Origin of the sequence: Flavobacterium branchiarum (assembly GCF_030409845.1) — a bacterium.
GTDB classification, from domain to species: domain Bacteria; phylum Bacteroidota; class Bacteroidia; order Flavobacteriales; family Flavobacteriaceae; genus Flavobacterium; species Flavobacterium branchiarum.
In genome coordinates this window covers 688,087-714,516 of record NZ_JAUFQQ010000005.1, presented here as the reverse complement: position 1 = coordinate 714,516, position 26,430 = coordinate 688,087, and the positions used below count along the sequence as shown (strand labels likewise).

General features: G+C 31.7%; 23 protein-coding genes and 1 rRNA gene. 2 read left to right on the top strand and 22 right to left on the bottom strand.

Annotation, left to right across the window (positions count from 1 at the left end):
* Positions 1-132: 132 nt before the first annotated feature.
* Positions 133-242: ribosomal RNA gene (rrf, locus tag QWY99_RS15035) — 5S ribosomal RNA — on the top strand.
* A gap of 1,101 nt (positions 243-1,343) precedes the next feature.
* On the opposite strand, the gene QWY99_RS15030 is transcribed toward rrf, so the two are convergent.
* A complete protein-coding gene (locus QWY99_RS15030; protein WP_290266422.1) occupies positions 1,344-2,282 on the bottom strand; it encodes a ring-cleaving dioxygenase in 939 nt (312 codons plus the stop codon).
* A gap of 317 nt (positions 2,283-2,599) precedes the next feature.
* Between QWY99_RS15030 and QWY99_RS15025 the strand changes: the two genes are divergently transcribed.
* Positions 2,600-4,189 (top strand): sigma-54 interaction domain-containing protein, encoded by a 1,590-nt coding sequence (locus QWY99_RS15025; protein ID WP_290266421.1) that lies wholly within the window; start codon positions 2,600-2,602, stop codon positions 4,187-4,189.
* 9 nt (positions 4,190-4,198) lie between these two features.
* Here the strand turns inward: QWY99_RS15025 and QWY99_RS15020 are convergent, their stop codons facing one another.
* The 21 genes from QWY99_RS15020 to QWY99_RS14920 form a co-directional block, all read right to left on the bottom strand.
* On the bottom strand, positions 4,199-4,816 hold the full coding sequence (locus QWY99_RS15020; RefSeq protein ID WP_290266419.1) for a TMEM175 family protein: 618 nt from the start codon (positions 4,814-4,816) through the stop codon (positions 4,199-4,201).
* Between the two features lie 2 nt (positions 4,817-4,818).
* A complete protein-coding gene (locus QWY99_RS15015; protein WP_290266418.1) occupies positions 4,819-5,169 on the bottom strand; it encodes a cupin domain-containing protein in 351 nt (116 codons plus the stop codon).
* Positions 5,166-5,789 (bottom strand): alpha/beta hydrolase, encoded by a 624-nt coding sequence (locus QWY99_RS15010; protein WP_290266417.1) that lies wholly within the window; start codon positions 5,787-5,789, stop codon positions 5,166-5,168. The genes QWY99_RS15015 and QWY99_RS15010 overlap by 4 nt, the downstream gene beginning before the upstream one ends.
* A 17-nt stretch (positions 5,790-5,806) precedes the next feature.
* Positions 5,807-6,097 (bottom strand): GNAT family N-acetyltransferase, encoded by a 291-nt coding sequence (locus QWY99_RS15005; protein ID WP_290266416.1) that lies wholly within the window; start codon positions 6,095-6,097, stop codon positions 5,807-5,809.
* Positions 6,098-6,172: 75 nt separating this feature from the next.
* Positions 6,173-7,525 carry a sigma-54-dependent transcriptional regulator gene (locus QWY99_RS15000; RefSeq protein ID WP_290266414.1) on the bottom strand — a complete coding sequence of 451 codons (1,353 nt, stop codon included), beginning with the start codon at positions 7,523-7,525 and terminating at the stop codon, positions 6,173-6,175.
* 9 nt (positions 7,526-7,534) lie between these two features.
* Positions 7,535-8,527, bottom strand: a complete 993-nt coding sequence (locus QWY99_RS14995; protein WP_290266412.1) for a sensor histidine kinase — start codon at positions 8,525-8,527, stop codon at positions 7,535-7,537.
* A 53-nt stretch (positions 8,528-8,580) separates the two neighbouring features.
* Positions 8,581-9,246: a YoaK family protein gene (locus tag QWY99_RS14990; protein WP_290266411.1), complete on the bottom strand. Its 666-nt coding sequence runs from the start codon at positions 9,244-9,246 to the stop codon at positions 8,581-8,583.
* A 4-nt stretch (positions 9,247-9,250) separates the two neighbouring features.
* On the bottom strand, positions 9,251-9,724 hold the full coding sequence (locus QWY99_RS14985; protein WP_290266410.1) for a Dps family protein: 474 nt from the start codon (positions 9,722-9,724) through the stop codon (positions 9,251-9,253).
* Between the two features lie 2 nt (positions 9,725-9,726).
* A complete protein-coding gene (locus QWY99_RS14980) occupies positions 9,727-10,155 on the bottom strand; it encodes a DoxX family protein (protein WP_290266409.1) in 429 nt (142 codons plus the stop codon).
* A 12-nt stretch (positions 10,156-10,167) separates the two neighbouring features.
* Positions 10,168-12,054 carry an amidohydrolase gene (locus tag QWY99_RS14975; protein WP_290266407.1) on the bottom strand — a complete coding sequence of 629 codons (1,887 nt, stop codon included), beginning with the start codon at positions 12,052-12,054 and terminating at the stop codon, positions 10,168-10,170.
* A gap of 8 nt (positions 12,055-12,062) precedes the next feature.
* Positions 12,063-12,794, bottom strand: coding sequence for a M17 family peptidase N-terminal domain-containing protein (locus tag QWY99_RS14970; RefSeq protein WP_290266406.1), 732 nt, complete (start codon positions 12,792-12,794; stop codon positions 12,063-12,065).
* Positions 12,795-12,926: 132 nt separating this feature from the next.
* Complete coding sequence (locus tag QWY99_RS14965) at positions 12,927-14,312, bottom strand: alginate export family protein (RefSeq protein ID WP_290266405.1); 1,386 nt, start codon at positions 14,310-14,312, stop codon at positions 12,927-12,929.
* Positions 14,313-14,406: 94 nt separating this feature from the next.
* Positions 14,407-15,039: a hydrolase gene (locus QWY99_RS14960; protein ID WP_290266404.1), complete on the bottom strand. Its 633-nt coding sequence runs from the start codon at positions 15,037-15,039 to the stop codon at positions 14,407-14,409.
* Between the two features lie 276 nt (positions 15,040-15,315).
* Positions 15,316-16,134 carry an alpha/beta fold hydrolase gene (locus tag QWY99_RS14955; protein WP_290266403.1) on the bottom strand — a complete coding sequence of 273 codons (819 nt, stop codon included), beginning with the start codon at positions 16,132-16,134 and terminating at the stop codon, positions 15,316-15,318.
* 360 nt (positions 16,135-16,494) lie between these two features.
* Entirely contained in the window at positions 16,495-18,672 is a 2,178-nt protein-coding gene (locus QWY99_RS14950; protein WP_290266402.1) for a tetratricopeptide repeat-containing sensor histidine kinase, read from the bottom strand.
* Between the two features lie 937 nt (positions 18,673-19,609).
* Entirely contained in the window at positions 19,610-20,473 is an 864-nt protein-coding gene (locus QWY99_RS14945) for a hypothetical protein (RefSeq protein WP_290266401.1), read from the bottom strand.
* A 437-nt stretch (positions 20,474-20,910) separates the two neighbouring features.
* Positions 20,911-21,354 carry a hypothetical protein gene (locus tag QWY99_RS14940; protein ID WP_290266400.1) on the bottom strand — a complete coding sequence of 148 codons (444 nt, stop codon included), beginning with the start codon at positions 21,352-21,354 and terminating at the stop codon, positions 20,911-20,913.
* A 358-nt stretch (positions 21,355-21,712) separates the two neighbouring features.
* Positions 21,713-22,057 carry an avidin-fold protein gene (locus QWY99_RS14935; RefSeq protein WP_290266399.1) on the bottom strand — a complete coding sequence of 115 codons (345 nt, stop codon included), beginning with the start codon at positions 22,055-22,057 and terminating at the stop codon, positions 21,713-21,715.
* Between the two features lie 204 nt (positions 22,058-22,261).
* Positions 22,262-22,960: a hypothetical protein gene (locus QWY99_RS14930; protein ID WP_290266398.1), complete on the bottom strand. Its 699-nt coding sequence runs from the start codon at positions 22,958-22,960 to the stop codon at positions 22,262-22,264.
* A 342-nt stretch (positions 22,961-23,302) separates the two neighbouring features.
* Positions 23,303-23,614: a hypothetical protein gene (locus QWY99_RS14925; RefSeq protein WP_290266396.1), complete on the bottom strand. Its 312-nt coding sequence runs from the start codon at positions 23,612-23,614 to the stop codon at positions 23,303-23,305.
* Between the two features lie 299 nt (positions 23,615-23,913).
* Positions 23,914-26,379, bottom strand: coding sequence for an ATP-binding protein (locus tag QWY99_RS14920; RefSeq protein WP_290266395.1), 2,466 nt, complete (start codon positions 26,377-26,379; stop codon positions 23,914-23,916).
* Between the last annotated feature and the right edge of the window lie 51 nt (positions 26,380-26,430).

Sequence of the window (26,430 nt, the reverse complement as noted above, 5' to 3'; positions counted from 1 at the left end):
GTGGGGGAGAAACTTTCTAAATAAATTATATTTTTTTTTATCTCAGTGTGTTAAGATATTGTTCACTTGATAATTAATAATCAACAATTAATAATTAACAATTGAAAAGTTGTCCAAAGCAACTAACGACCTTAAGGTGGTTATTGCGGCGGGGCTCACCTCTTCCCATCCCGAACAGAGTAGTTAAGCCCGCCTGCGCAGATGGTACTGCAGTTATGTGGGAGAGTATGTCGTCGCCTTTCTTTAAAACCCTGTTTCTAACGAAACAGGGTTTTTTTTTTGCCCAATTTTGTCCTTCTGAGGAACGAAGAATATCCGCAAGTAACTAGCGTAAAATAGGTTTTATAGAGGATCAATACGGGAACCATAAGAATAGACCAAGTAATCACATCTAGTAACTAACGCAAAGTCTTTCTAGATCGTTGACTCCTATTTATAATACATCGTTCCTTAGAATGTAGTATTGAGGCTTATTTCAAACTTTCTGATACTTATCATGAGATTATAAACTATGTAAAAGGAATCTAGCAAGAAATGGCTTTATAAAAAGAAAAATCAGTAGATACTATCGAAAGGATTAAAGATATTGTCGCGGTTGATGTATTAAAATACTTAAATATTTATAGATCTATCTATCATAATTATAAAATAGTGGTTATCAATAAATGTGATTTTCTCTATTTTCTGTGTTGTGTCAATCAATACCAACATCAATTATTGAAAAAATGAAATACTAAAATATATTAACGAATATACCATGCTTCCGCAATGACTTTTGCATGGAAATGCACCTGTAGAAACTTTTCGGGAAAACCGATAGATTTAAATACATAAAAAATATATTTTCGAGAACAGAAAATCTTTAGAATATTGGTAAATAAATACAATAGATGTGAAAGTTGTAGTTGATGCTCGAAATGTAAAAATCCAATACCCAATTTTCATCGGTATTGGATTTTTATAGCTTGAATCTTTTAAATGTTTATTTGGATTCTTTTGTTAAAATACCATTTTTAGATCAATTAGCTGTATGGAACTTTTTTTTTATAAAAGTGAGGTTGTTGTGGCAATGTGTTGATAGTCAATTGTGTGTTTTCGATATTTGAAAAAAGAGTTCAATTTTAATTAAAAGATCAAACTCAGTTATTTTTTAACTTACACACTCTTTATAGCAGTTTCACAAAGGACTAATTAAAAGGGTCTCCTTAAATCTAGTCCTTGTTTTTTTAACTGCATGTCCAACTGGGTAGGTTTTGTTATTCGTACTTTTTTTCAATATAAAATCAATTCCCGTAACAACTCCATTTTCGTTTTAATTTTTTTAAAACGGTTAAATTTAATAATTAATTAATTTTAACCAAATGTGCTTCAATTGCGGCTCTGTCAGATTCATATTGTGCAGGAAGTTTTAAATTTTTGCCTAATTCTTCTAAGCTTTCGTCTACCATAAATCCAGGATTTTCTGTTGCAATTTCGAATAAAACGCCACCTGGTTCTCTAAAATAAAGAGAGTGGAAATAATTTCTGTCAATTTGTGGCGTAATAGATAATCCGTAAGCTTCGATTTTTTCACGGAAGTGCATTAAAATTTCATCGTTTGCAACTCTAAAAGCTACGTGATGCACAGATCCGTTTGCTACATGTCCGTGTTTTTCATCCGTCAATTCAACTAAATCTACAATAGCCGCATTTTCTACAGCATCTGTTGCATAACGGTAACGATTTACGTCTTGATCAATTAATTTATAACCAAATATTTCAGTTAAAACTGCCGCCGTTGGTTTGATGTCGTTTAGAGTCAAAGTAATGTTATGAAAACCTTTTGTAGCAACATCTGCTTTTACTTCATCAGTTTCCCAAGCTTTTCTATTGTCTTCAGTTTTAGATTCAATTAATTCTAGTTTTAAACCGTCTGGATCAAGGAAAGTCAAATATTTTTCTCCAAATTTTTCAGATGGTTTATTGTAAATTATATTGTATCTCTCAAAACGGTTTTGCCAAAATTCTAAACTTCCTTTTGGAACAGAATATCCAATTTCGGTTGCCATTCCCGAGCCCTTTCTGCCTTGTTGAATTCCTTCTCCCCAAGGGAAAAAAGTTAAAATAGTTCCTGCGCTTCCCACTTCGTCACCAAAGTAAAAATGGTAGGTTCCTGGATCATCAAAATTCACCGTTTTTTTGATAAATCGTAATCCTAATATGTTAGAGTAAAAGTTAAAATTACGTTTAGCGTCACCTGCAATTGCTGTAATATGGTGTAAGCCTAAAATTTTATTTTCCATGGTAGTTATATATTTAATTATTATTGATTTTTGTTCTACAAATTTACGCCCGTTATGGGTACGCATCGATTAATCTAGATTAAGAAATAAAAAAGGCTGAATTTCGATCATTAATAAGTATATCCAAATAATGTTCCTTTTTGATTAATGTATTGTAAAACAAATATTTTGGTTAATTTACTTTTTTTTAGTTCTACGATATATCGTAATTTTATGTTTGGTGATTGTTTTTATTTCAGAGAATAGATAGTATTTTAATAAAGGCTATTTCTTAAATTTACGTTTTATCAAAAAAAATACTGAAGCAATTACTATTTATGGAAAAGTTAACAGATCAAACTGCAATTATGCTCAACAGATTGCAGGAAAGAGAAAGAGAACAAATTCTCATTTTATCGATCTGTAAGTCACTTTCAGAAGTTCTGACCAAGTCAGATTTTCAGATTTTAGTAAATGGTTTATTAAAAGAGCATTTTTTATTTGAAGATTTTATTTTCGCTTCAGCAAATAAAGAAGCACTAGACTATACAATTTTCTTTCAGTTCTCAGATCAAAAAGAGTCAGAAAGTAAAAATTACGCCGTTGAAGATGGTTTTTTTGATGCTTGTTTAAATTCTGCGGATAATGTTATTTTTGATTTAAAAACTATCAAAGAAGAAAAAAATAAACTTCCAGATTATCTTCAATCCGTAAGCCATAAAAATTTTAATAACGGAATTGGAATTGGTCTTATAGATACTAAAGGAAACCGAAACGTATTTTTTCTCTTCTTTAAAAATGCTTCTATTTTTAGTAGAGAATCTAATCGAATTCTTCGCGGTATTGCAACGCAACTTTATATTACCGTTCAAAATATTCAATTGATAGCTAAATATGAAAATAATCTAGCAGAATTAAAGCTTTTGAAAAATAATTTTGAGGAAAGAAAAGTAAGAACGATAAATACAGCAACTGAAAATTTTCATGGAATTGTTGGAAAAAGTGTGGCTATACAAAATGTTTATGAATTGATTTCTCAAGTTGCATTATCGAATTCTACGGTTTTGATTACTGGCGAAACTGGAACTGGAAAAGAACTGATTGCAAGCGCGATTCATCAATTGTCATCTGTTTCAAATGAAAAAATGATCAAAGTAAATTGTGCTTCGATTCCTGAAAATTTAATAGAAAGCGAATTATTCGGTCACGAAAAAGGAGCTTTTACAGGCGCATTAAATTTGAGAATTGGAAAGTTTGAACAAGCAGAAAACAGCACCATTTTTCTAGATGAAATTGGCGAATTGCCTTTAGAACTTCAGGGGAAATTACTTCGTGTTTTACAGGAAAAAGAGATAGAAAGAGTAGGAGGGAATAAAAGCCTAAAATTAAACACACGAATAATTGCAGCAACAAACAAATCACTCGTAAAAGAAGTTGCCGAAGGACGTTTTAGAAGTGATTTATTTTACAGATTGAATGTATTTCCGATTGATCTTCCTGCATTGCGCGAACGCCCGGAAGATATAGAAATTCTTAGTAATTTTTTTTTAGAAAAGCATTCGAATATAATTGGAAAAAAGATCAAAGGCTTTTCTAAAAAAGTGCTTAAAAAAATGCTAGCAAATCCTTGGCTAGGAAATGTTAGGGAATTGGAAAATATGATAGAACGCAGTATTTTGTTTACTACAGAGGATGTTATAAATGAAATGATTTTTCCGAAAAATTTTATTAGAGATTTTCATAATTTAGAAAATGATTTTAACACCAAAACATTGCAGGAAGTAGAGAAAGAACATATTCTGGAAGTGGTGAGAAAATGCGGTGGAAGAATTTCTGGACCGCAGGGTGCTGCAGTTTTATTAGATTTACCCGCAACGACGCTTATTTCTAAAATGCAGAAATTAGGAATTAGAAAAAAATATTTTTAGACTGAATTTTTATTCTTGAGTAATCTTTATTTTTCCTGAAGAAACTGCCCAAAACAATAACAAAGCCAAATTTATTACTAAGGCCGCAGCCGGAAATTTAAATGAAATACCAAATGCAATTAGATAGGTAGGAAATCCGTACAAATAATTATTTCTAATTTTCTTTATAGCAGTATCAGTAATTCCCGGACGTAAAAGTTTCTTGTTTTTACTCGCTACAAACCATAAAAGATTGTACGAAATGTTGATGAGCACAAAAATGCCTGTATAAACAGCCACAGCAATATTAGAAGCTTCTTCATTAAAAAAACGAGCTAATAAAGCAGTTGGATAAGAAACGGCAGAAACCAAAAAAAGTATCAATCCATTAGCAAACATAATAGCAGTATTTCGACTGTATATTTGTTTAAAAATCTTGTGGTGATTGACCCACATGATAAAAATACTGAAAAAAGAAAGCGTAAAAGCCAGATAGGTTGTCCACTCGCCTTTTAGAAAACTTAATAATTGCGCACCATTTTTCACAACTTCTGAATCCGGTGTATGAAGATCTAAAACCAAAAGTGTAATGGCAATGGCAAAAACAGCATCGCTGAAACCTTCAATTCTTACGGTTTCTTTTTCCATAATTATAATTTTATAAATATCGATTTTCTAAGTTTTGATTCGATATTTTTCGTTTTGTGCCCTTTGCCGGTTGTGTCTTCGACTAATAATATAGAACCTGTTTCAAAAATTCTCTTTTCTCCTAATGAAGTTTCTATTTCTACGCCACCTTCCAATAAAATAATATATTGTCGGTCTGGTGCGTTATGAAAATCATAATCGTAGGAAGGTTTAACTTCTCTAAAAACAATAGATTTTACTGGCTCATCATCAGATAAAAAACCGATATCACCATTGTTTTTCAACGGAATTTCTAAATTCTCAAATTGACTTTCTCCATTTTTGTCACTATAAATTCGTGTAATCTGGATCATAATTTTTTTGAGAAAATGAGTTCGTTAGCTATGGAAATTTCGTCATGACTTATAGTGTGTCCCATGTTGTCGTAGATTTTTTTAGTTACATTGGCACCCATTTTTTTAAGAAGTGCTTCAGAATCGTTTACTCTTTCTACAGGAACATGAAAATCAGGATCGCTTGTTCCGATGAAAATAGGCGTATTTTCAAAATTACCGTGATAGTGTTCTTCGTAAACTTTATCACCAATAAGGCCACCAGTAAAAGCGACAACGCCACCATATTTTGCGGCATTTCTTGCCGTAAACTCTAAAGCAAGACAAGCTCCTTGCGAAAATCCTAAGAAATAAATGTTCTCTTTTTCAATACCGTTTTGTTGAATTGCAACTAACACCTGATGTATTGCTTCCAAAGAATTTGAAAAGTAAGGTTCGTTTTCGTTAGTCGGAACTAAAAAAGAATAAGGATACCAGGTTCTGTTTGCTGCTTGTGGCGCTACCAAAGCAAATTCATCAACATTAAGATATTTTGCAATTGATAAAATATCGTGTGGTGTTGCACCACGCCCATGGAGCATAATTAAGGCTTTTTTTGCTTCGTTTAAAGGGATGCCAGCAGTTATAGTATCTAAGTTCATGAGTTTTGTTTTATAAATTATTTTTTCCAGATGTCTTGATATTCGTCTGGATGTCTCGTGAATTGAGCATGTACATACGGACAAAGTGCTTTAACCATCATTTTATTTTCGCGCACATACGAAACCATTTCTAGAAGAAGTTTCTTTGCATAGCCTTTTCCTTCGGCTTCTGGTTCAACGCCTGTATGATAAACCGTTAATAAATCATCTTTTAGACTTACGGTCATTTCGCCTTGTTTTTTACCATCAACATAGAGATTGAAATTGCCGTGTTTTTTTTCGTCTAATTCTAGTTTTATTGTTTCCATAATAATTTTGTTTTTATGTATTGGTTTATAAAAGCAAAGTTCGATAAGCTCACAGTTAAGTCCACTTAATGTAGATTAATATCCTTGTTTAATCCCTAATTTTTTTATTTTAGAAAACAAAGTTTGTGCAGACATTTGCAAAAGTTCTGCAGCGCCACCAATTCCCGAAACTTTCCCATCACTTGCTTTTAATGCCTTCATAATATGTTCTTTCTCCATTTCTTCCATCGTTTTTATTTTACCATTGTTTTCTTCAAAAAGAATAGTAGAATTAGCAGGAAGATCAAATTTATCTATTTCGTTTGTTTTTGAAAGCAATACATTTCTTTCTATTAAATGTTCCAGTTCACGAATATTTCCCGGCCAGTCGTATTGTAACAATTGAGACAAAGCCAATTTACTAATGCTTGAAATATTCTTTTTAGAACTTGTTGCGTATTTTATTAGAAAATAATTAGCCAAAACTTCGATATCTTCTTTACGTTCTTTTAAAGTTGGTAATTGTATCGGAAATACATTTAAGCGATAATACAAATCGAGTCTGAAACGACCTTCGGCGACTTCTTTTTCTAAGGATCTATTGGTTGCAGCAATAATACGGACATTAATTTTTATAGTTGAATTCCCGCCCAATCTCTGAATTTCTTTTTCCTGTAAAACACGTAATAATTTTACTTGAGAATCTAAAGGTAATTCACCAATTTCGTCCAGAAAAATAGTTCCGTTGTGGGCTTGTTCAAATTTTCCAATTCGTAATGCATTTGCTCCCGTAAAAGCTCCTTTTTCATGTCCAAAAAGTTCTGATTCTATTAAGGAATATGGTAATGCTGCACAATTTACGATCACAATGGCACTTGATTTGTGAGCCGAAAGGTCGTGAATCGAATGTGCGACTCTTTCTTTTCCAGTACCGCTTTCGCCGAGAATTAAAACCGAAGTTTCTGCTGGAGCTACAACTTTTATTTTTTCTATAACTTCTTTCAGTAAATCGCTTTTGCCAATAATTTCTTTAATTTCATAATTTTCGGATTCATGATTATTTGTAAAAGTTTTGTTTTCCTGATCAAATCTGTATTTAGCAATGTCTAACATTACAAGCAAATCACTTTCTCTAAAAGGTTTTACCATAAAACCATACGGATGCGTTTCCTTCACTGCTTCTAAAGTTGATTGATTGGTATTTGCAGAAATATAAAGAAACGGTAATTGCATTTTGCGCAGTTCCCATGCCAGATCAATTCCCGTAAGGGCACCTTTTAGCATAATATCTAGTAAAACCCAATCGGGTCTTTTTTCTTCAATTAATTTACGCGCTTGTATAACTGAAGAAGCTATGCCAGTAACTTGATAACCAGATTTTAATAACATGATTTTTAAATCGTTTGCTACTATAAATTCGTCTTCAACAATTAGAATTTTTCCCTTCATTCTGTAAATTTAAATAATTTCAGAATTGTCTGTTCGTTCGTCAAATTCTGTATTTTTAGTAAAGGTAATTTTGATTTGCAATCCATCATCATTAATGACATCCAAAGTTCCATCAATTTGGTTGCTTAAGCCTATTATTAAATTCATGCCGAATGAATTTCTTTCAGTAGGATTAAAATTTTCGGTAGTTCCAACACCATTGTCTGCAATAATTAGTTTGTAATTATCTTCTCCTGTATTTTTAAGAAACAAATATATATTGCCTTTATTTTCATGTGGAAATGCATATTTTATGGAGTTATTTACGGCTTCATTAATTATTAATCCTAAAGGAACAGCTTGTGAAACATCTAGATACACTTTATCAATGTCTAAAATAAAATGAATCTGATCAACTATATCAAAACATTCTTTAATATAATTGATCAATTTATAAATATACCAATTCATATCTATATTTGTTAGATTATCAGATTGATATAGTTTTTGATGAATAATAGACATTGTTTGCATTCTGTTTTGGCTGTTTTGTATGGCCATTAAAGCATCTTCATTATCCAAATAAGCAGCTTGTATATTGAGTAAGCTAATCACAATTTGAAAATTGTTTTTTACTCGATGATGAATTTCTTTTAAAAGCCATTCTCTTTCAAGGAACATCTTTTTATTGTGTTCGTTTTGTTCGTTGATTTCTTGTTTTTTTATTTCTAGTTGCTCATTGATTTTCTTTTTCAATTTAAAACAATTGTAAAATAATGTGATGAAAAGAATTAAAACGGCTAAACTACCTTTAAAAACATATACTATTACAGCGTCATTGCGGGTTTGAATTTTTTGCAGTTTGTCTTCTGCTGGAACCAAATAAAGAATTGGATTTTTTTTTAATGTAATATAATTATCTTTTCGCTTTGCAAACGCATGAATATTTATCGCGAAAATGGATAAAATAGCAACCCAAATGCACACAAATTTGCTGACAGAAAAGAAGGTTGAATTATTCATTTGTTAAGAGATAATCGTTTATCATAATTCTGTAAATTAATGTGCAATAAAGTCTATTTATTTCTGTGATACCAATAACAGATTATCATTGCTACTCCTGGAAAAACTAAAGTTCCCAAACCGAAAAACTTACCAGCAACTGCTCCAAGGAAACAACCAATTAAAAAGCCAAAGATGGTAACCAATTGTTTTTTTAAACTTAGTAGAACTTCAGTATCTTTTAATCCATTTTTTATAAGATTTCCCAAATCAAGAGAAGCCTGAGTTACATTTCCTGTCATCATGGTTGTAGGTCCGTGTGTTTCTTTTACATATATTTTTCCAAAAGCATTTTGAAGCCCCATCGCAAAAACGGTTGTCATTGCTACCGCGTACATAGTCCATTCTGAAAAGTTTTCTAAATAGCCAAAAACATAAGAAGCAATTCCGCTTAGTAATAAAATAATGCCTTCCCAAAACAAAATAGTATAACGATTTACACTTTTTAAAGTGATTCTTCCTCCCACGATTACCGCTAAGATGAAAATCGGAAAAGTCAATAATTTAATCCACGCATGAGCGTCAGAACCTTTGATGATTTGATAGGCAAAGACAATAAAGTTACCCGTTACGTGTGCCGAAAATATCGAATCGGCTGCGACGAAAGTTACGGTATCGCAATATCCTGCTATAATGGTTAAAAGCAGGGTTACGTACCAAATGTTTTTTTGAATTTCCATAATATTAATTTAAGTGAGCGCGAAGCATCCACGCCATTTTTTCGTGAGTTTCGACAAGGCTCGTTATGTAATCACTAGTTCCAGCATCTTGTAAATCATTAGCGATAAAATTGATGTTTTCACGAAGGAAAATAATAATACTTTCGTGATCGATAAGCAGCTCTTTAATAAAGCCGTTTGCGTCATTTTTTTCGTGTAATTCTTCAGAAAGATGTGTTAGCGCTAAGAAATTTTTTAGCGTTGCAGGAGCATAATGTCCTAGAGAGCGAATTCTTTCTGCAACAGTATCTACAATTTCATCAATAGCATCATATTGCTGTTCAAAAAAAAGATGTTTGTTGTAAAAATCAGGTCCTTCAACATTCCAATGCGCCCTTTTTGATTTGGTATAAAGAACAAATTCGTCTGCAAGAATTTTAGATAAAATCTCTACGACTTTTGATAGGTTTTCCTGTTTGATTCCGATGTTTGCTTTCATTTTTAAATTAGGTTTAATAAATAATAATCAAGTGAATATTTTCCTGCACCAAGTGCCAAAATAAGTAATAAGGATAAAGTGTACATATAGGGAACGTCGCGTACTTCGAGAGAGTCTTTTCGGTGCACTACAAAATAACCAACGGCAGTTACGCCAATTGTTGGTAAAACAGCCAAGCGAGTTCCAAGTCCGAGAATAATAAAAAACGGAACTATAGTATCGGAGAATATCGCAATCAAATCGTTTAGTTTTTCTGGAAGATGTAACGGATTCGGAACCTGTTCTTTTTGTCCGTTTTCAACTCTGAATTTTTTCATACCGTGAACTCTAAAAAGCTCAAAGGCTAATAAAACTCTGAAAATCAAAAGAGCTATATTGTTGAATGAACTTCCTAAATCAGAGTTCAGAATTTGTTTTATAATATCTATCATTACATTTATTTTTTAAAAAGCAAAACAAGAGCACCCAAGAGCACCCCAAAATGCGTTATAATTATTGACAGGAACATTGCTCATTCTCGCAACATCGTGACTATGCGCATGTACATCGCAACTGCCGCTACAACTGTGTATTTGAGAAGTCAGACTTGGTTTTTCCGTTGTCTTTGAATTTTTCTCAATTGCACTTTGAAAACTATTTCTCGCTGGATATCCGTTGTAAATATTAGTCGGCGACCAGTCTGGTAGAATTGGAATATGAGGTGGAGAAAACGTAGAAAAATCGCCATTGGCGTATACGATTTTCCCGTCGACAATCGTTAAATCAGCTTCAATTTTTTTAATATCTTCATCGTCAATAGCAAAATAATCGCGGTCTAAAACCACTAAATCAGCAAACATTCCGGTTTTAATATCTCCTTTTTTGTTTTGTTCCTGCGAAAACCAGGCGCTTCCTCTGGTGTACAATTCTAAGGCAGTTTGTCTGTTCAATCTTGTTTCATTATACAATTGCAAACCTCCAACAGTTTTCCCAACCGTCATCCAATACATAGAAACCCACGGATTATAACTGCTTACACGTGTAGCGTCTGAACCCGCACCAACGGGAACTTCCATTTCAATCATTTTTTTGATTGGCGGTGTGTTTTCTGCTGCTTTTGCGCCGTAACGATCGGTGAAATATTCGCCTTGGTATGCCATCCTACTTTGTACAGCGATACCGCCACCAAGATTTTTTACGCGTTCAATATTTCTTTCGTCAATTGTTTCGGCGTGGTCAAAAATCCATGGTAATCCGTTAAATGGAATTTCCTGATTTATTTTTTCGAAGACATTCAGAAATCTTGTAATGCTTTCGTTATAGGTTGCGTGAAGTCTAAACGGCCAGCGATTTTCAACCAATAGGCGAACTACTTTTTCCAATTCGGCCTCCATGTTTTCCGGTAAATCGGGTCTTGGTTGTAAAAAATCTTCAAAATCTGCGGCTGAAAAAACTAGCATTTCGCCCGCACCATTATGGCGGTACATATCATCGCCCTGATATAATTTTACAGAATCAATCCAATCTGAGAAATCTTCAAACTCATGTTTTGGTTTTTGTGTGAAAAGATTGTAAGCGATTCTAACGGTAAGTTGTTTCTTTTCATTCAATTCATTTACCACTTTATAATCGTCTGGAAAATTCTGAAAACCACCGCCGGCATCAATTACACTTGTGATTCCGAAACGGTTTAATTCTTTCATAAAATGACGTGTTGAATTGATCTGATGTTCATATGAAAGTGTTGGGCCTTTTGCCAAAGTCGAATATAAAATCATCGCATTTGGTGTGGCAATAATAAGTCCTGTAGGTTCTCCGTTAGAATCTCTTTCGATTTGTCCGCCTGGAGGTGCAGGCGTATTTTTGTTGTAGCCAACTGCTCTCAAAGCGGCTCTGTTCATGATTGCTCTGTCGTATAAATGCAGAATAAAAACAGGAGTATCTGGAGCAATCACATTAATTTCTTCTAAAGTCGGCATTCTTCGTTCTGCAAACTGAAACTCTGACCAACCGCCCACCACACGAACCCATTGCGGACTTGGCGTGCGATCTACTTGTTCTTTCAGCATTCTGAGCGCATCGGCAAGCGAAGGAACGCCGTCCCAACGTAATTCTAAATTATAGTTTAGTCCCCCACGAATTAAGTGGATGTGAGAATCGTTGATTCCAGGAACTACTCTTCGGTTCAAAAGATCGATTGTTTTCGTTTCCTCTGAAGCAAAAGTCATGATGTCACTGTCGTTTCCAACGGCAATAAATTTTCCATCTTTAATTGCAACTGCTGTAACATTCGGTGTTTCGGCATTGAAACTATGAATTTTTCCGTTGAATAAAATTAGATCTGCTTTCATAGCTTCTATTATTTAGAATTAAGTTTTGTGATTGCTTCTTTAATTCCTTCGCCTGCAACATTGTAAAATGCTGGGCCGGCTAGCAGAATAATTTTGGTTAAAGGTTTATTGTCAGATAATTTTTTATCTTTCAAATAGTTTTGTACTCTGTAGGCTTCAAAAGAACCTAAAACTACATTTTTGGCAACCAAAGCAGTTGGAGAATCAATTCCTGCATCTTTAATATCGCTCGCAAACGAATAATTGGTTACACCCAAACGTAAAGCTTCGCGCATGGCTGTGCTTCCTACGCTGATCATTAAATCAGGAGTGAATTTTGTACGATCGCCTAAACCAATAAGTAATAGTTTTTTTGCGGCTAAAGTTCCTTTTGGAGGTGTAATCAATAAAGTTTCTAATGAATGTGCTGTAAATTTTCCGCTTTTGCGTAATTCGGTAATAATACCTTTTAAAGCCTCATCAAGATGAATCATACCGTTTAGGTTTGCAGGAAGAGCAGGAGGGTTAAAGATATCACCTTCAGTATATTCAAAAACGCAAGCAACTTGTAATTCAGCTTTTGCAGAAGAGGGTCCTTGAACCAATCCGTTTATAGCAACGCCGTCTACTTTCCCCCAGGTTATAGTTGAACCAAGTGCCGCGGTTTGTGCAAAAGCAGTATTGGTTATTCCTGCGAATAGTAGAAGAATTAGAGTTACTTCTCTAATTGTATGTTTTTTTAAAATGACTAATTTTTTCATATTTATAATTTTAGTTGATGTTTATTTTTCTTAATACAGAGTAACGTAGATTTTGACGAAACAGACGCAGATTTGCTATCGTGAAAACATTTTATCCGCGTTTTGATTTATTCAGAATGTATTTTTATGTTTTTAAAATTTAATGCCAAGTCGTGCATTAAAGAAAACGCCGTCTTTAGAATTTGGAATGATGTCGTTGATAAATGCGCCAGTTTTAAAGTATTGAATCCCGCTTACGACAGATATATATTTATTTACACTATAAGTAAAATTGGCTAGATAAGCTGTTCCTATATAACTTTCGTCCGATGTACTTCCGGGAAGATTTAGCGAGCCGCTTGGTCTGTAAACCCCATCATGTGTTGAGAATCGCCAGTTAAATACCACATCGATCTGCATCTTCAGCGTTGGTAATAAATCCATTGTGGCGTACGGATGAATATCGATAAGGTTTACCGGCCCAACTTGTGGACTAAAACCAAAATAACCTCCTTTTGGATAAAGCGGATTGAACGTTTGCAGGTTTTCGCTGTTTTTGTTTTGATCTCCTGAAATATAATCGTTTCGAAGATTTATCGTCGGTTTTAATTTGATGTTTTCGAATGAATATCCCAAATCTGCCGAGGCTGTCCAGGCATTTATTTTTCCAGAACCAAAACTTCCGAATTGATATGCCGCTTCGAGATTGTAAATAAAACCACCACCGTATTTCCAAAATCTTGAACCTATAGTATGTCTTTTTTCTGGAGCAATTCCTTGTTCAAAAAGCGATGCATTTCTTTTGATTCCGAGGTAATATAGATCCAGATTTCCAGCTTTTGGAAAAATTATTTTAGAATATGCTCCCCAGAGATTAAGCTGTTTTGACATTTTATTATCAAAAGCTCCAGGATAAATTGTATCGGCCATCATTGCAAATGCGTCAATCGATAATCGGGCAGAAGAGAACATAATTTTTCCTCCTGTAAAATATAATCTCGCATTTGGACCTTCTCTTACCGAAATCAATCTTCCGGAACCGTAATCTAGTTCTTGTCTTCCGGCACGAACAATCAGTTTTTTATCTTCTTTCTGCCAAACATTAACATCCAAAAAAAGATTTTGAACATTAAATTGATCTTCGTCAATTCCTCTCGGACCGTTTATTCTTCCGTCTTGTAAGGCGCTTCTTAATTGAGTAAATACTCTAAATTTTTTTCCTAAATGTATATCGGCATGTAGATCATAGCGCTGCAAAAGAAAATTGTTGTTGCCAATATTTAATCGTCCCCAATCTTCATTATTGAAATCAACGTATTCATATCGTGCTTCGCCTCCAAAAGACAAGTAAAAATCTTTCTCTTGATTTAAGGGAATAAATTTTAATTTCTCGTAAAAATTATTAGCCGAATCTTTTAACGATTCGTAATTTTCATCATAACGTAAAAGCTTAAAATTTTGAGCCGATACACTACTTCCTAAAAAGAGAAAAAGAAAAAGTAACTTGACGTTATCCGATATGATTTTTGTTGATTTCAATATAATGAAGCGTAAAAGGATTGTTTAGTTTTGTTTGCTTCGCCAATTTGGCTAAAGGCTCGTGTCAGGTTTCAAGTTTGACATTGACATTGAATTAGTGTTTCAACATATTATGAGCATAGTGAATTCCTAAACCATACGAACCACCATATTTCTTCATTAAGTTCGTTACCGGAACATAGGTTTCTTCACGAGCCCAGTCTCTTTGTAATTCTAATAAATACTGAATTGAAGTTATCGGTTGCGCCCCAACCTGAATCATTCTTTGTACCGCACGTTCGTGAGCTTCTGCACTTACATCACCGCAGGCATCTGTAATTACGTAAACTTCGTAACCTTCTTCGATTGCAGATAAAGCTGGTCCAACGATGCAAACACCTGTCCATAAACCGGCAAGAACTAATTTTCTCTTGTTTTTTCCTGTAATAGCTTTGTACGCAATTTCATCTTCCCAGGTATTCATTGTCGTACGATCAATATATCCTGAAGTTGCAATTGGATAAAACTCTTCTAATTCTGGAAAAACTGGACCAGAAAAACTTTCTTCCGCAACTGTTGTTACAACTGTTGCAACGTTAAAAATTTTAGAGGCACCAGCGATTATAGCAACATTAGTTCGCAATTCACTCAAAGAAATGTTACTCGTAGCAAAAGCCATCTGACCTTCAAAGTCAATTAATACTAATGTGTGATTGTCTGGGGTTAATAAGTTTGTAGCAGGTTTCATTTTATTTATTTTTAAAAGTTATTATTAGTTTAGCCTGTAAATTTTAAGGCTTTGATGTTTGTATGTTCAACACCCAGCGACATAGATTTTTTTTCTTAAAAAGGTATTTGAAAGAAACTCGTTTTTCACACATAGCTATGTGTACCTACGAATGAAATACCTTTATTTTAAATTTAAAAACTATGGGTTATTGTATTAAACACATAAAAAGTTATTTTAAACTACCTGAAAAAGCGAACTGATAACAGGCAGTTTTGTCAATTAATGACTATCAGATTACGCCTTAATAAATTCTAAAATATCTTTATTAATTGTTTCTGCTTCTGTTGTTGGCATACCGTGAGGAAATCCAGGATAAGCAATCAATTTTCCATTTTTCAAAAGTGCTGCAGCTCTTGGAGCTTGTCCGAATGGTACGATTTGATCGTCTTCTCCATGTAAAACCAAAACTGGAATATCCAAACTTTTAAGATCTTCTGTAAAATCGGATTCAGAGAATGCTTTAATACCTTCATAATGAGCCAAAACGGAACCCATCATTCCTTGACGCCACCAATTGTGTTTAATTCCTTCTTTAATTGTTTGCCCTTCGCGGTTCCATCCGTAAAACGGAATCGGGAAATCGTAAAAATATTGTGCTCTGTTAAATCCAGTTCCTTGTCTGATTTCGTCAAAGACAGATAATGGAACACCTTCTGGATTTGATTCATTCTGAATCATAATTGGTGTAACAGCGCTGATAATTACTGCTTTTGCAATACGCCCTTTTCCATGTTTTGCAGCGTAACGAATTACTTCGCCACCTCCAGTAGAGTGTCCTACGTGTATAGCATCTTTAAGGTCAAGTGCTTCTGTCAATGCAGCTACGTCTGCAGCGTACGTATCCATATTGTTTCCTTCAGAACTTTGTCCTGAACGTCCGTGTCCGCGGCGATCGTGCGCAATAACTCTGTAACCTTGTTTTAAGAAAAACATCATTTGTGCATCCCAATCATCACTAGATAATGGCCATCCGTGGTGAAAAACTATTGGTTGTCCTGTTCCCCAGTCTTTGTAATAAATCGCTGTTCCATCTTTTACTGTAATTGTACTCATCTGTTATGGTTTTAAATTATTGATTAAGTTTTATTTCATTTTTTTCCTTATTCTGCTTCTTTCTATTGGAGCGCATCGCAGGACATTAGCCAAATAACATGCCTTTATGCTGATGCCTTTGTTTATAAGGATTTTGTAAATTTTGGAAATGGTTTTTCGTTACGATATGTCGTAAATTTATTACTCACCTAATGAGAATTGAGGAAATTTAGAAAATTGATTATTTAATCTGTAACCAAAAAGTAGGTCCGAGTAAGATTATTTTTCAATCTTACTCGGACCTGTTTTTTTAAATAAAAATTAGATTTTCTCTTTAGCACTTGGAGTATATAGAGAAAACAAGAAATCAATAAAGGAATTTTACTTTTGAGTAATGTTATTTTTTACAAATTCAATTTTTACAACGGCGCCATTATCATTAAAAAATGAAACTTCGCCATCGATTTGTTGCGTTAAACCAGTAATTAAGTTGATGCCTAAAGTGTCAGAAGTATTGTATTTTTTAGGGAAACCGATTCCTGTATCTCTGATTTGAAGTTTTATCCTGAAGTTTTCCAATGCTTCTATTGAGATAAAAATAGTTCCTTTTTTATTATTTGGAAAACCATATTTTATGGCATTTGTAATCGATTCGTTCAAAATAAGACCAACAGAAACAGCTTGTGCTTCATCAAGAAATAAGGGATCAAGATGAGCTTCAAAAGTGATATTCTGCATGTCAAATGAATCCCGGAAATTATACAGTAAATCATTAATATAATTTTCCATTTCAATTTCTCTTATGATATCTGTTCTGTATAATTTTTTGTGCAAAAGAGAAATAGCATACAATCTATGCTGGCTTTTTTGAATGGCATCAAAAGCTTCCTTATTTTTTAAAGTTGATGACTGCGAATTTAAGAGACTCATCACAATTTGCAGATTATTCTTTACCCTATGGTGAATTTCCTGCATAAGTGATTCTTTTTCTATAACCAGTTTTTGAAGCGCCTCATTTTTTTGATCGATCTCATTCTTTTGAAGCGTTAAAAGCTTATTGTTTTTTCTCTTAGATTGATAACTAATCCAAAATAAAAAAATACTTATTACAAGAAAAACAACAATACAAATACCAAATTTTATAGTGTTTTCTGCCTGAAATGTTTTTTGCTTTTCGTCATCCATATTTAATTTTAGAGTCGAAAATTCTTTTTCTTTCTTTTCAAGACCGTATAAAATTTGCAATTCTTCAATTTGCTTGTTCTTTTTTTCATTAAAAATAGAATCATTCAAATCTTTGTAGGTCTGAAAATATTTTATCGCAGTAATATAATTTCCCTGTGCAGAATCAATTTTAAACAAATATAAATTGGCGTCTTTTATCTGAGAAAGTTCTACAATTCCTTTTGGAAAATGAAGCGATTTCTGAAAATTAAGCTTCGCTTTTTCATAGTTTTTATGTTCTTCGTAAAATTTTCCAAACTCAAAATAGGCTTGAGATAAATCTATATCCAGGATAGAATTGCTTTTTTCATACAAATGAACCATTTCTGTAAAATTGGCTTCAGCCAGTTTTCTTTGGTTATTTTTATTATAACAATACGCCAGAGAACCATAAATTATAGCCTTATCGGTATCTTTTAGTGGGGGATATTCTCTTATAATTTTCTGTATCTGTTTTAAAGCTTCTTTTGGTTTTTTTAACGCAATAAGTTCTTTACTCAATAAATCTGAAAAAGCATATAAATTGGTATAATCTAATTCTTCTTTAGATTTTATAATAGAAATTGCTTTTGTTAGTAATTCTGCACTCAAATCATGTTTGCCAAGATCTTTGTAGGCAATTGCAAGCTGCTCATAAAAATCCGGAGCTTGTCTGAAATCCTTCTTGCTCTCCATACTTTTTACGCACGCAAGAGCGTAATATAGACTTTTGCCTAAATCTCCCTTTAGTCGGTAGACATCTGCTAATAAATCATAAGTGTAGTGTAGATTTTTATAACTGGTTTTTTTATAAATCGATACGACTTCAAGTAGTTCCTTTTCGGCTAAATCCAGTCTTCCTTGGTTTAAATGGGCATCGGCTTTGTATTTTCGCAAGTAGGCGTAACGCTCAAGATCGCCCAAATCTTTGTGAATTTTGGCTGCTTTATCAAAACAGTCTATAGAATTTTCGAAGTTTTTAAAATCACGAGGCAATTGCCAAAATATTCTTTTTCCGAGTTTTTCCCATATATCGGCTTCTTTTATATATTCTTTTGTTTTTTGATAATAAGCAATGACCTTTTTAAAATTTTCTATTGCTTTGGGATAATTATTTTCTTCGAACAAAAGTTCTCCATAGTAAAACAGACATTTATATTGAAGAGACTCATTATTGATACGATCGCTTAAGGCAGAAGCGCGATCAAAATTAAAACGTGCGCTGTCCATATCTTTTTTATAACTATCTGGTTTATATAAGAAATCGGCTCCATGCGCTAGAAGATTGGTAATTTTTGTTTTTATTAAAGTGTCCTCTTTTTGATTCACAACTGAATGAACTGTCGGAAGCATCATTGAATAGCAATTTGTGAGGATAAAGAATGCAAATAAACATTTTGCTATGCAAAATCTAATCATAATAAGACGAAATAACTATTTGGAAAAATACTCGTTTTGAAAAATTGGGGTCACAAAAACTATTAATTTTTTAAAAGTAGCTAAAATCAATTTTGGAAACAAATATAAACCACAATCTTCAACACGAGTTGAAATTGAAAAAAATAATATTTTTAAGGTTTTATTATTCCTTAGCAAAACCACTTTTGTGAAAGATATAAAATCTGTAAATTATTAAATTTGTAGTTTTTTAGATTGGTATTTTATTTAATGAATTAACCTGGTTCAGTCGCTTCTATTTAATAACTATTATTTTTAGAACTTCAAAATATATTAAATGAATACCCAAGGTCATTGCTATCCTAAAGCTATCATTCGACAATTCAGCTCTGGGTCTTTAAATTTATACCATTGATTGAATCACGGATGAAAAAGAGATAGTATTGTTTGGAAGTCATCTGGATAATTCTTTTGACTACAAAAAGACAAATAATTACTGCCCTGTAGATGCTTAAGTCAGTGACAACTATGTTTCAATTTTTTTGTAATTTGGTTATATAATTTTGGGATTGTTGATTTCCTTCTGATTCAAATACTAGTTTCGATAACCCTCTTTTTGTTATTTTTCTGCAATATTTTGTTACAACTATTAATGAAAACAGGAAGTTATTATATGTTGTTTTCCGATGCAATATCTAACTTTCCTTTATTTATAAGGCATTAAGAGGGTAGAGGTGTACAAAAGATGTAATTTTTTAATAAAGGAAAGAGTAATTAATGACAGTAAAAATAATTTGTATGTGCTTACTTTTTAATTTAAGAAAAAATAAAATTTGTATAAACGGTAATTCGACTAAATGCCCAATCTTGCAAAATAGCTGTTAGGTGCCGTTCTTTAGAAATCTAGAAAATTCTCGTCAATTGACATTTTTAGTTGCGCCATGTTTATTTTATACATTTCTGTATTCTCTGATTGTTTCATTTGTTTGTCGGCATATTCAAATACAACTCTTTTCTGATTTTCCGATATTTGATCGAATTGAGTATTTATTTTTTTGAGACGATTTATCATGTAAGCTTTTGTAAGTTCTTCAAGTTTAGTTTTTTCCGTATCGAGATTGCCTGGACTTTCAGTTATTACATTATTAGAAAATTTAAAAGAACTTTTATTAGCTATTTCACCAATAATTATGACTCTTGCTAATTTAGCGTAAATAAAACTAAAATGTGAATTTGAATAGACGCTTGCATCAATTCCTCTTGCATGATAATATAAAAAATTTTCTACCGGCTGAATGTTGTAATTGAGTGAATGAGTTGTGAAAATTAAATGAATTTCATTAATGTTCTCCAATTTCTTACCGCTGAATAAAAAACTTCGCCACTCTTTTTCGGCATCGTATAATTCTTGACTAAAATTTGGGTATGAACTTAACGATGAGTATTCTTGACATAAAACTCTCCAAAGAATTGATACGGAAAATTTGAAAAGATTAGCATTATATTCAAAAGTTGTTTGCCCTTTTTTTACATGTGGATAAAAAATTTTGGATGAAAAATCAGTTTCTAATTTGGAGAATATTCCCTCACATTCATTACAAAGCATTCTCGGTTTAATACCATCATGTAATCTTCTGTTTGAAGTTTCTGGACTTCTAAAATAATCTCCGCCAGAATCTTTAAGCCATCTGAAAATACATTTCGGGATAATGTGACTTTCTCTTAATTCTTTGTTAAGATTACATAGTTTACATGTCATTTTTTAAAGTGTTTTGTGGAATGGTACCTAACGTTCTTGCGCTACAAGCAGTTGGGATTAAATCAGCGTTATCTTTCGGATTCACCAAATTTTTCAAATAAAAACCAATTTTTCCATTAAGTAAAATGCCCAAATTTCTTGTAGCGTGTGATACTGGCTGGTTATTTTGTCGAAATTACAATTAAACCGTAAATTTTTCACGCTTCTGTTGGCTTAATCCAACTTTCATATTTCGGCTTTTCTGCTCTTAATTCGAGGTTTTATTTTCAATTATCTACTTTTCGTTTTATAAATATTGCGCAAAAAAAAATCAAGTTCTGAATTTAACACTTCAGAATTTCAATCCCTTTGATAATCCAAATTTTCGGTTTCGAATTTTAGTTTTAGATTTGTAGCGAAACGTTTTTAAGTATTGTACTGAAAAGTATGAAAAAAAATTACAATTGGTCATACTTTGAAATTGTAAAAAGATAGGAACTACCATCTTTAAACGATATGTACAATTCTTGATGACTTCCGTCTTTGGGAATTGTATATGAGGCTACTTCATCATAATCATCATAAAAACTATACCTAAGACCAAGATATGTCATTTTTTTATGGATACATTTAAATCTCAACATAATATCTTCACGTAATTTTTTAGAATTAATCCTTATAGTGCCCGATAGGTCATTTGAAGTAATAAAAATATTGAATGGAATATTGATATTAGAATAAGTTGTTTTACCTGTGACTGTATACGATACTACTGTTTTATTTACAATTACTTTTTCTCCATAAAAAGCTTTTACAAGAAGATGATCATCTTCTACAGGTGATTGGGAATATATCACTGCAATATTCATTATTAAGAATAACATTATAATATTTTTTTTCATATTGAATATGGATATTTTTTTATTCAAAACTAATTTCCCAAATATATCAATCACTAACTTTAATGTTGAGTTTTCACAGTGTTTTTGTTTTGTCGGAATTCCGATTTTCTCATAACTAGCCAGTAACGTCCCGCTACTACAGAGGGTTTGGGATTAAATTAAGCCTTATTTTCGGATTTGCCCAATCCTCCCAAGTATAAAACCATTTTCAAATTAAGCCAATTGCCCAAATCTATTGTAGCAAGTGTTATACGGCGTTTTTTTAACCACAAAGTTTGTCCATTATCTAATCGATTAAGTTCGGCTCAAAGTGTATATTTCACAAACTTTTTTGTACTTTCAATTTGTGCTTATTCGGTTAGTTAATTTCAATGTATTCAGATTGGCCTTTTTCGTTTCTGTTTGTTAGCCATTCCCAATTTAAACTCAGTTTTAGTTTTCCATTTTCGTTCAAAGAAATTTTAGCTATTGCTTTTCCCGCTTTCAATAAATTATCTGTTGTCAAACATTGATAAAGCATATTTAGTTCATCGTCTTTCAGCTCAGCAATAATCTTCCCATATTTTATAGTTCCTCCAAAATAATCGGCAGTTACAAGATTTCCATTTTGGTTATATTCAAAAACAGTTTCAGAATTTACTTGTCCACTTTCAGAGTTTTCAATTAATGCAAATTTCTTGTTGTTAAAGTTATATTTATCCATAATCTGATTTTTTCTACCGAGGTTTTTCATTTCGCAAATATGCTGTATAACGTTCAGGCGCTTGGCGAGGTTGCGAAGTTCGGAACCGATTATTTTCTGTTAAAGATAAAATTTCTTGCGAAATGTAAACGTGAATTTACTATAAAATTCGCAATCTTGCCAAACGCCTGTTAGTGGCTGGCATTTATCTTTTCCTAATTTGTTTTATTTAAACCTATCAAATACTGAAAGTTTTGCGAGTTTACCTTTTTCTATCAGATTGTTTATTAATTCCATATCATCATCATCATTGGTGTAACTTGGAATAAATGCTTCTTGAAAACTAAACATATAAATGACGAAATCAAAAAATAGCTGAATATGATTACCTAAAGCAACAATTGTATTTGTTGAATTATATTCAGGTAAAACGCTATATCCAATTGTGTCATTATCTGTATTTTCCGCTATCAATGCAAATGGTTCTGTTTTTGAAGAATGAGCTATTTCAGAAAACATTCCATACATGTTTTTTAAGTTCTCACTTACATTTCCATTTCCAATATTTGGTGTTTTACCTTTTAATTTATGTAGACCTTCTTTGTTGTTAGTCTTCTTATCGATTTCGGATAATCTCGCAATCAATTCTATTTGTTTTCTTTCTAAAATAGTAACTTCAATTAACTCACTATTGAGAATATGTTCACTAATAATTAATTGCGTTCTAATGAATGAGACAATCAAAGCTAATTTGTAATTGTCAATTTCTCCCATTCCACTTACACTTTCAAAACGGTTTATTAATGATACGATATATTCATCCATTAATTTTAATAGTTCCAAAACATTAGGATATTCTTTTTCAATCGCTTGCTGTGAAATTTGTCTTGCCTTTAGAACTTCTTCTGTGTAGTTTTCAACCATTAATTAAAATTGTGTTAGTTTTTTTTGAGTGTCGCGCGATGCTTGCCACTAACGTTCCCTTGCTACAAGAGGTTTGGGGATTAAAAATGACTAATCTTTCGGATTTGCCTAAACATCCCAAATACAAGACCATTTTTAAATTAAGCCAAATGCCCAAATCTCTTGTAGCAAGTGTTAGCGGTTCGGTTGTGTATTTAATCTGTATTTATATTCCAATTTTTAAATCTATTTTTCTTTTCATTAATTTAATTGATAACTTTATATATAGATTTTTTAGTACAATTCTAAATTACAAGAAATGAAAATACATACAAAATTAAAATTAATTAGGGTTAATCTTTTTTAGTTTTCCTCCATTAATCTTTTTATAGTTTCTGGAGTTTCTTTGACATAAATATTTCTCCCTCCTACTATTTCTAAATAAGTGATAGGTTCTAAATTTATATTTATTGGATTTTCAGGGTAGCTAATACTATTAAAAAAACCTACTTCTTCGTTTTTTGGGTTGATTCTAGAAAAACTGCTAATTTTTTTTACATCCACAAAAATTTCAATTTCTCCAACTTTATACCTTGTAGGAGGATTAAAAAATGCCCACCCTAGATCTACTTTTAATAAAATTTCAGTTAATTTAATTATTCTATCTTTTTTCATTTGTTATTAATTAAATTTTATATTAGCACCCACCTGGACATTTACAAAACTTCGCAACTTCTCCACATTTAGGACATATAAATTTATCCCACCAAGATTTTATTTTTCTTACTATTTTCATCGTATTTCATTGTTTTTTATCCCGTTCTGCTGTCAACTGACCGCTAACGTTCCCTTGCTAGAAGAGGTTTGGGATTAAATTAAGCCTTATTTTCGGATTTGCCTAAACTTCCCAAATACAAGACCATTTTTAAATTCAGCCTAATGCCCAAATCACTTTTAGCAAGTGTTAGGCGTTGTTATTTTTCTCTGACAATTACTTTCTGAATTTTTTCAATATCTTTTTTTAATGAATTGAATATTTTTCCAGAAACATTAAACATTATTTCTTTGTCTTCAAAATTCGCTAAAAACTTCTTATCATTTAATTCTTGTGAAGATAAATAATCTACAAATTTTTCTACTGATAATTTTCTTTGACTTAAATTTCGATTCCCATTTTCTTCAGAATCTGGAAATACTTTTGCTAAATCATTATAAAAGTCATCATCATATATTGGTGTATCTTGAAGTATCAAATCTATATAATGAAACCTTCCAATTAGAGATTTGAGGTAATAAACGCCAGTTGATGTTATTGAAATCATTGAATTTAAGTCAATTGTTGTTTCCTCTTCAATATCTTCTGAATATTCAGATGTGGAAATAAGCTTATAATCAAATAATTCTTGTAATTCTTCTTCAATGATGTCAATAGTATAACCAGCTTTTATAAATTCATTTGTTATTTCAGAAATTAAAAAATATTCTTTTCGTTTAGAAGAATTTTTTAGTTTTAAATGCAATAAATTTAAAATTCTAATTTTTGTAAAATGATTTCGATTAGACTTACTTGGATAAAATAAATTTACTATTTTACTTTTATTTGTTTCGTAATAGAAATTAGAATCTAAGGCGATAGATTTGAAAAATTCCCAAATTGGAATTCCTTCTCCTATACCGTATGCAAAAGACATATATTCTGTAATTTTTGAGTGACCTGATAATAAAAAACTTTTAAAAATTTCTAATCCTAATCTGGTATTTGGATATGATGTTTCTTCTAAAAATTCCATTACATCAGAATTTTTAGAATTAAAAAGAGTTTCATATAGATTTTTGAATAAATGTTCTAAACTACCATTTTGAAAAGTTACCAATTTGTTTTCTGCTCTCAAACTTAACTCTTGAAAATTAAATTGTGTCATTACATACTTAATTCTTTTCTCAATAACATCGCTATACGGCGGAGCCGTAATGTGATAAACTATCGATTGATAAGCATTGAAAGGGGGTTTGTTTTTCCATTTATAAAAATAACCTTCTCTTAATGATATTATTACAATGGATTTTAAACTTCTGTTTATACTATTACCTAATAAAAAAACTTCTTTTTGGTCGGCATCATCAAGTTGGTCAGCATTATCGAATACAATACACATTCTTTTTCTACAAGTATGTAAAAGGTATTCAGAAATTTTCATTAAATGTTTTAGAGAATCACTTTGGTTTTCATCTATTAGTTTTGAAATGGCTTCATTTAGTTTATCTTCGTCGTTAAGTAAATATGACCAAGTTCCTTGTTTTTTTTTATCAATTTCATTCTTATATATAATTTTGAGTATATTATATTTTGTAAGATTTAATTCAGGATATTCGTTTTCAATTTGTTCAATTATTGAATTATAAATAAATTTGGTATCTCTAACTATTTGACTTGTAAAAAGTCTAAAATCTATATAAATAAACGGACGATTTGATTTATTTTTATTGTTCAGTAAAACTTCTGTAAAATATTTTATAAAAGTAGTCTTTCCTGCTCCAGCAGTGCCAATCAAAATAATTGGGTCAGGTAAAAAACCAACATCATTGAAAATTTGTTCTTTAATTTGATTCTGCGTGTTTTCTGTATTTTGAACAGGAACAATTCTACTATCAAAAGTTGGAGGCTCATCTGAAAAGATATAGCCTAATTCTGAATTGTATTTTTTAACATCTTTATTTTGAACATAGCATTTAGTTAGAATTTTTTTTCCTTCTAAAGATTCTGTATTATAAATTTCCACAAAAACTTGATTAATAATAGGAACTAATTGTTTACTAATTTGATTCCTTACTAATTCAACTTTTTTCCTTTTTAAAGGAAAATCTTTGACAATTGTTTTACCAATATTTGATGTTTTATTTATTTTAATTTTTCCATATCTACAAATAGATTGTCTATGTAGTAAATCATAAAATTTATCAAAATTTCTTTTTATATCATCTAAATCTTTAAAGAAAATACATTTTTGATTTTTCCAATCTATTCCTAATGTGTTCGCAAATTGACCAACAATGAATTGTGTGCCATTTGTAATAACACCAAAACTTAAACTTCTTTCTACAACATATGAGCGAATTTGGTCTATAACTTCTTTATTTCCTGCGTAAATTGATTTGATATTTACTTCATTTCCTTTTTCTGGAAGTTTAAATTCTACAAAATTCTTTTTTGCTTCAATTACGTATTGAAAAGAGGATGTATTAATTTCATAATCAAAATAACCAACCCTAATCCAACCTTCTCTTTCAATATCATATTCAGTCCAACCAAGTACATCAATTAACATTTTATCAAGAATCTTACTTCTTGTGTCTGTTTCTGATAAATCCATTTTTTTAAATTCATCATATGATTTCTCGAACTCTAATAAATTTTGAAAGGATTTGTCGTATTCATTCATTTTAATTAATTTTTGGGTGTTGGTTTTACTGTCATTTCGGCATAATATCGC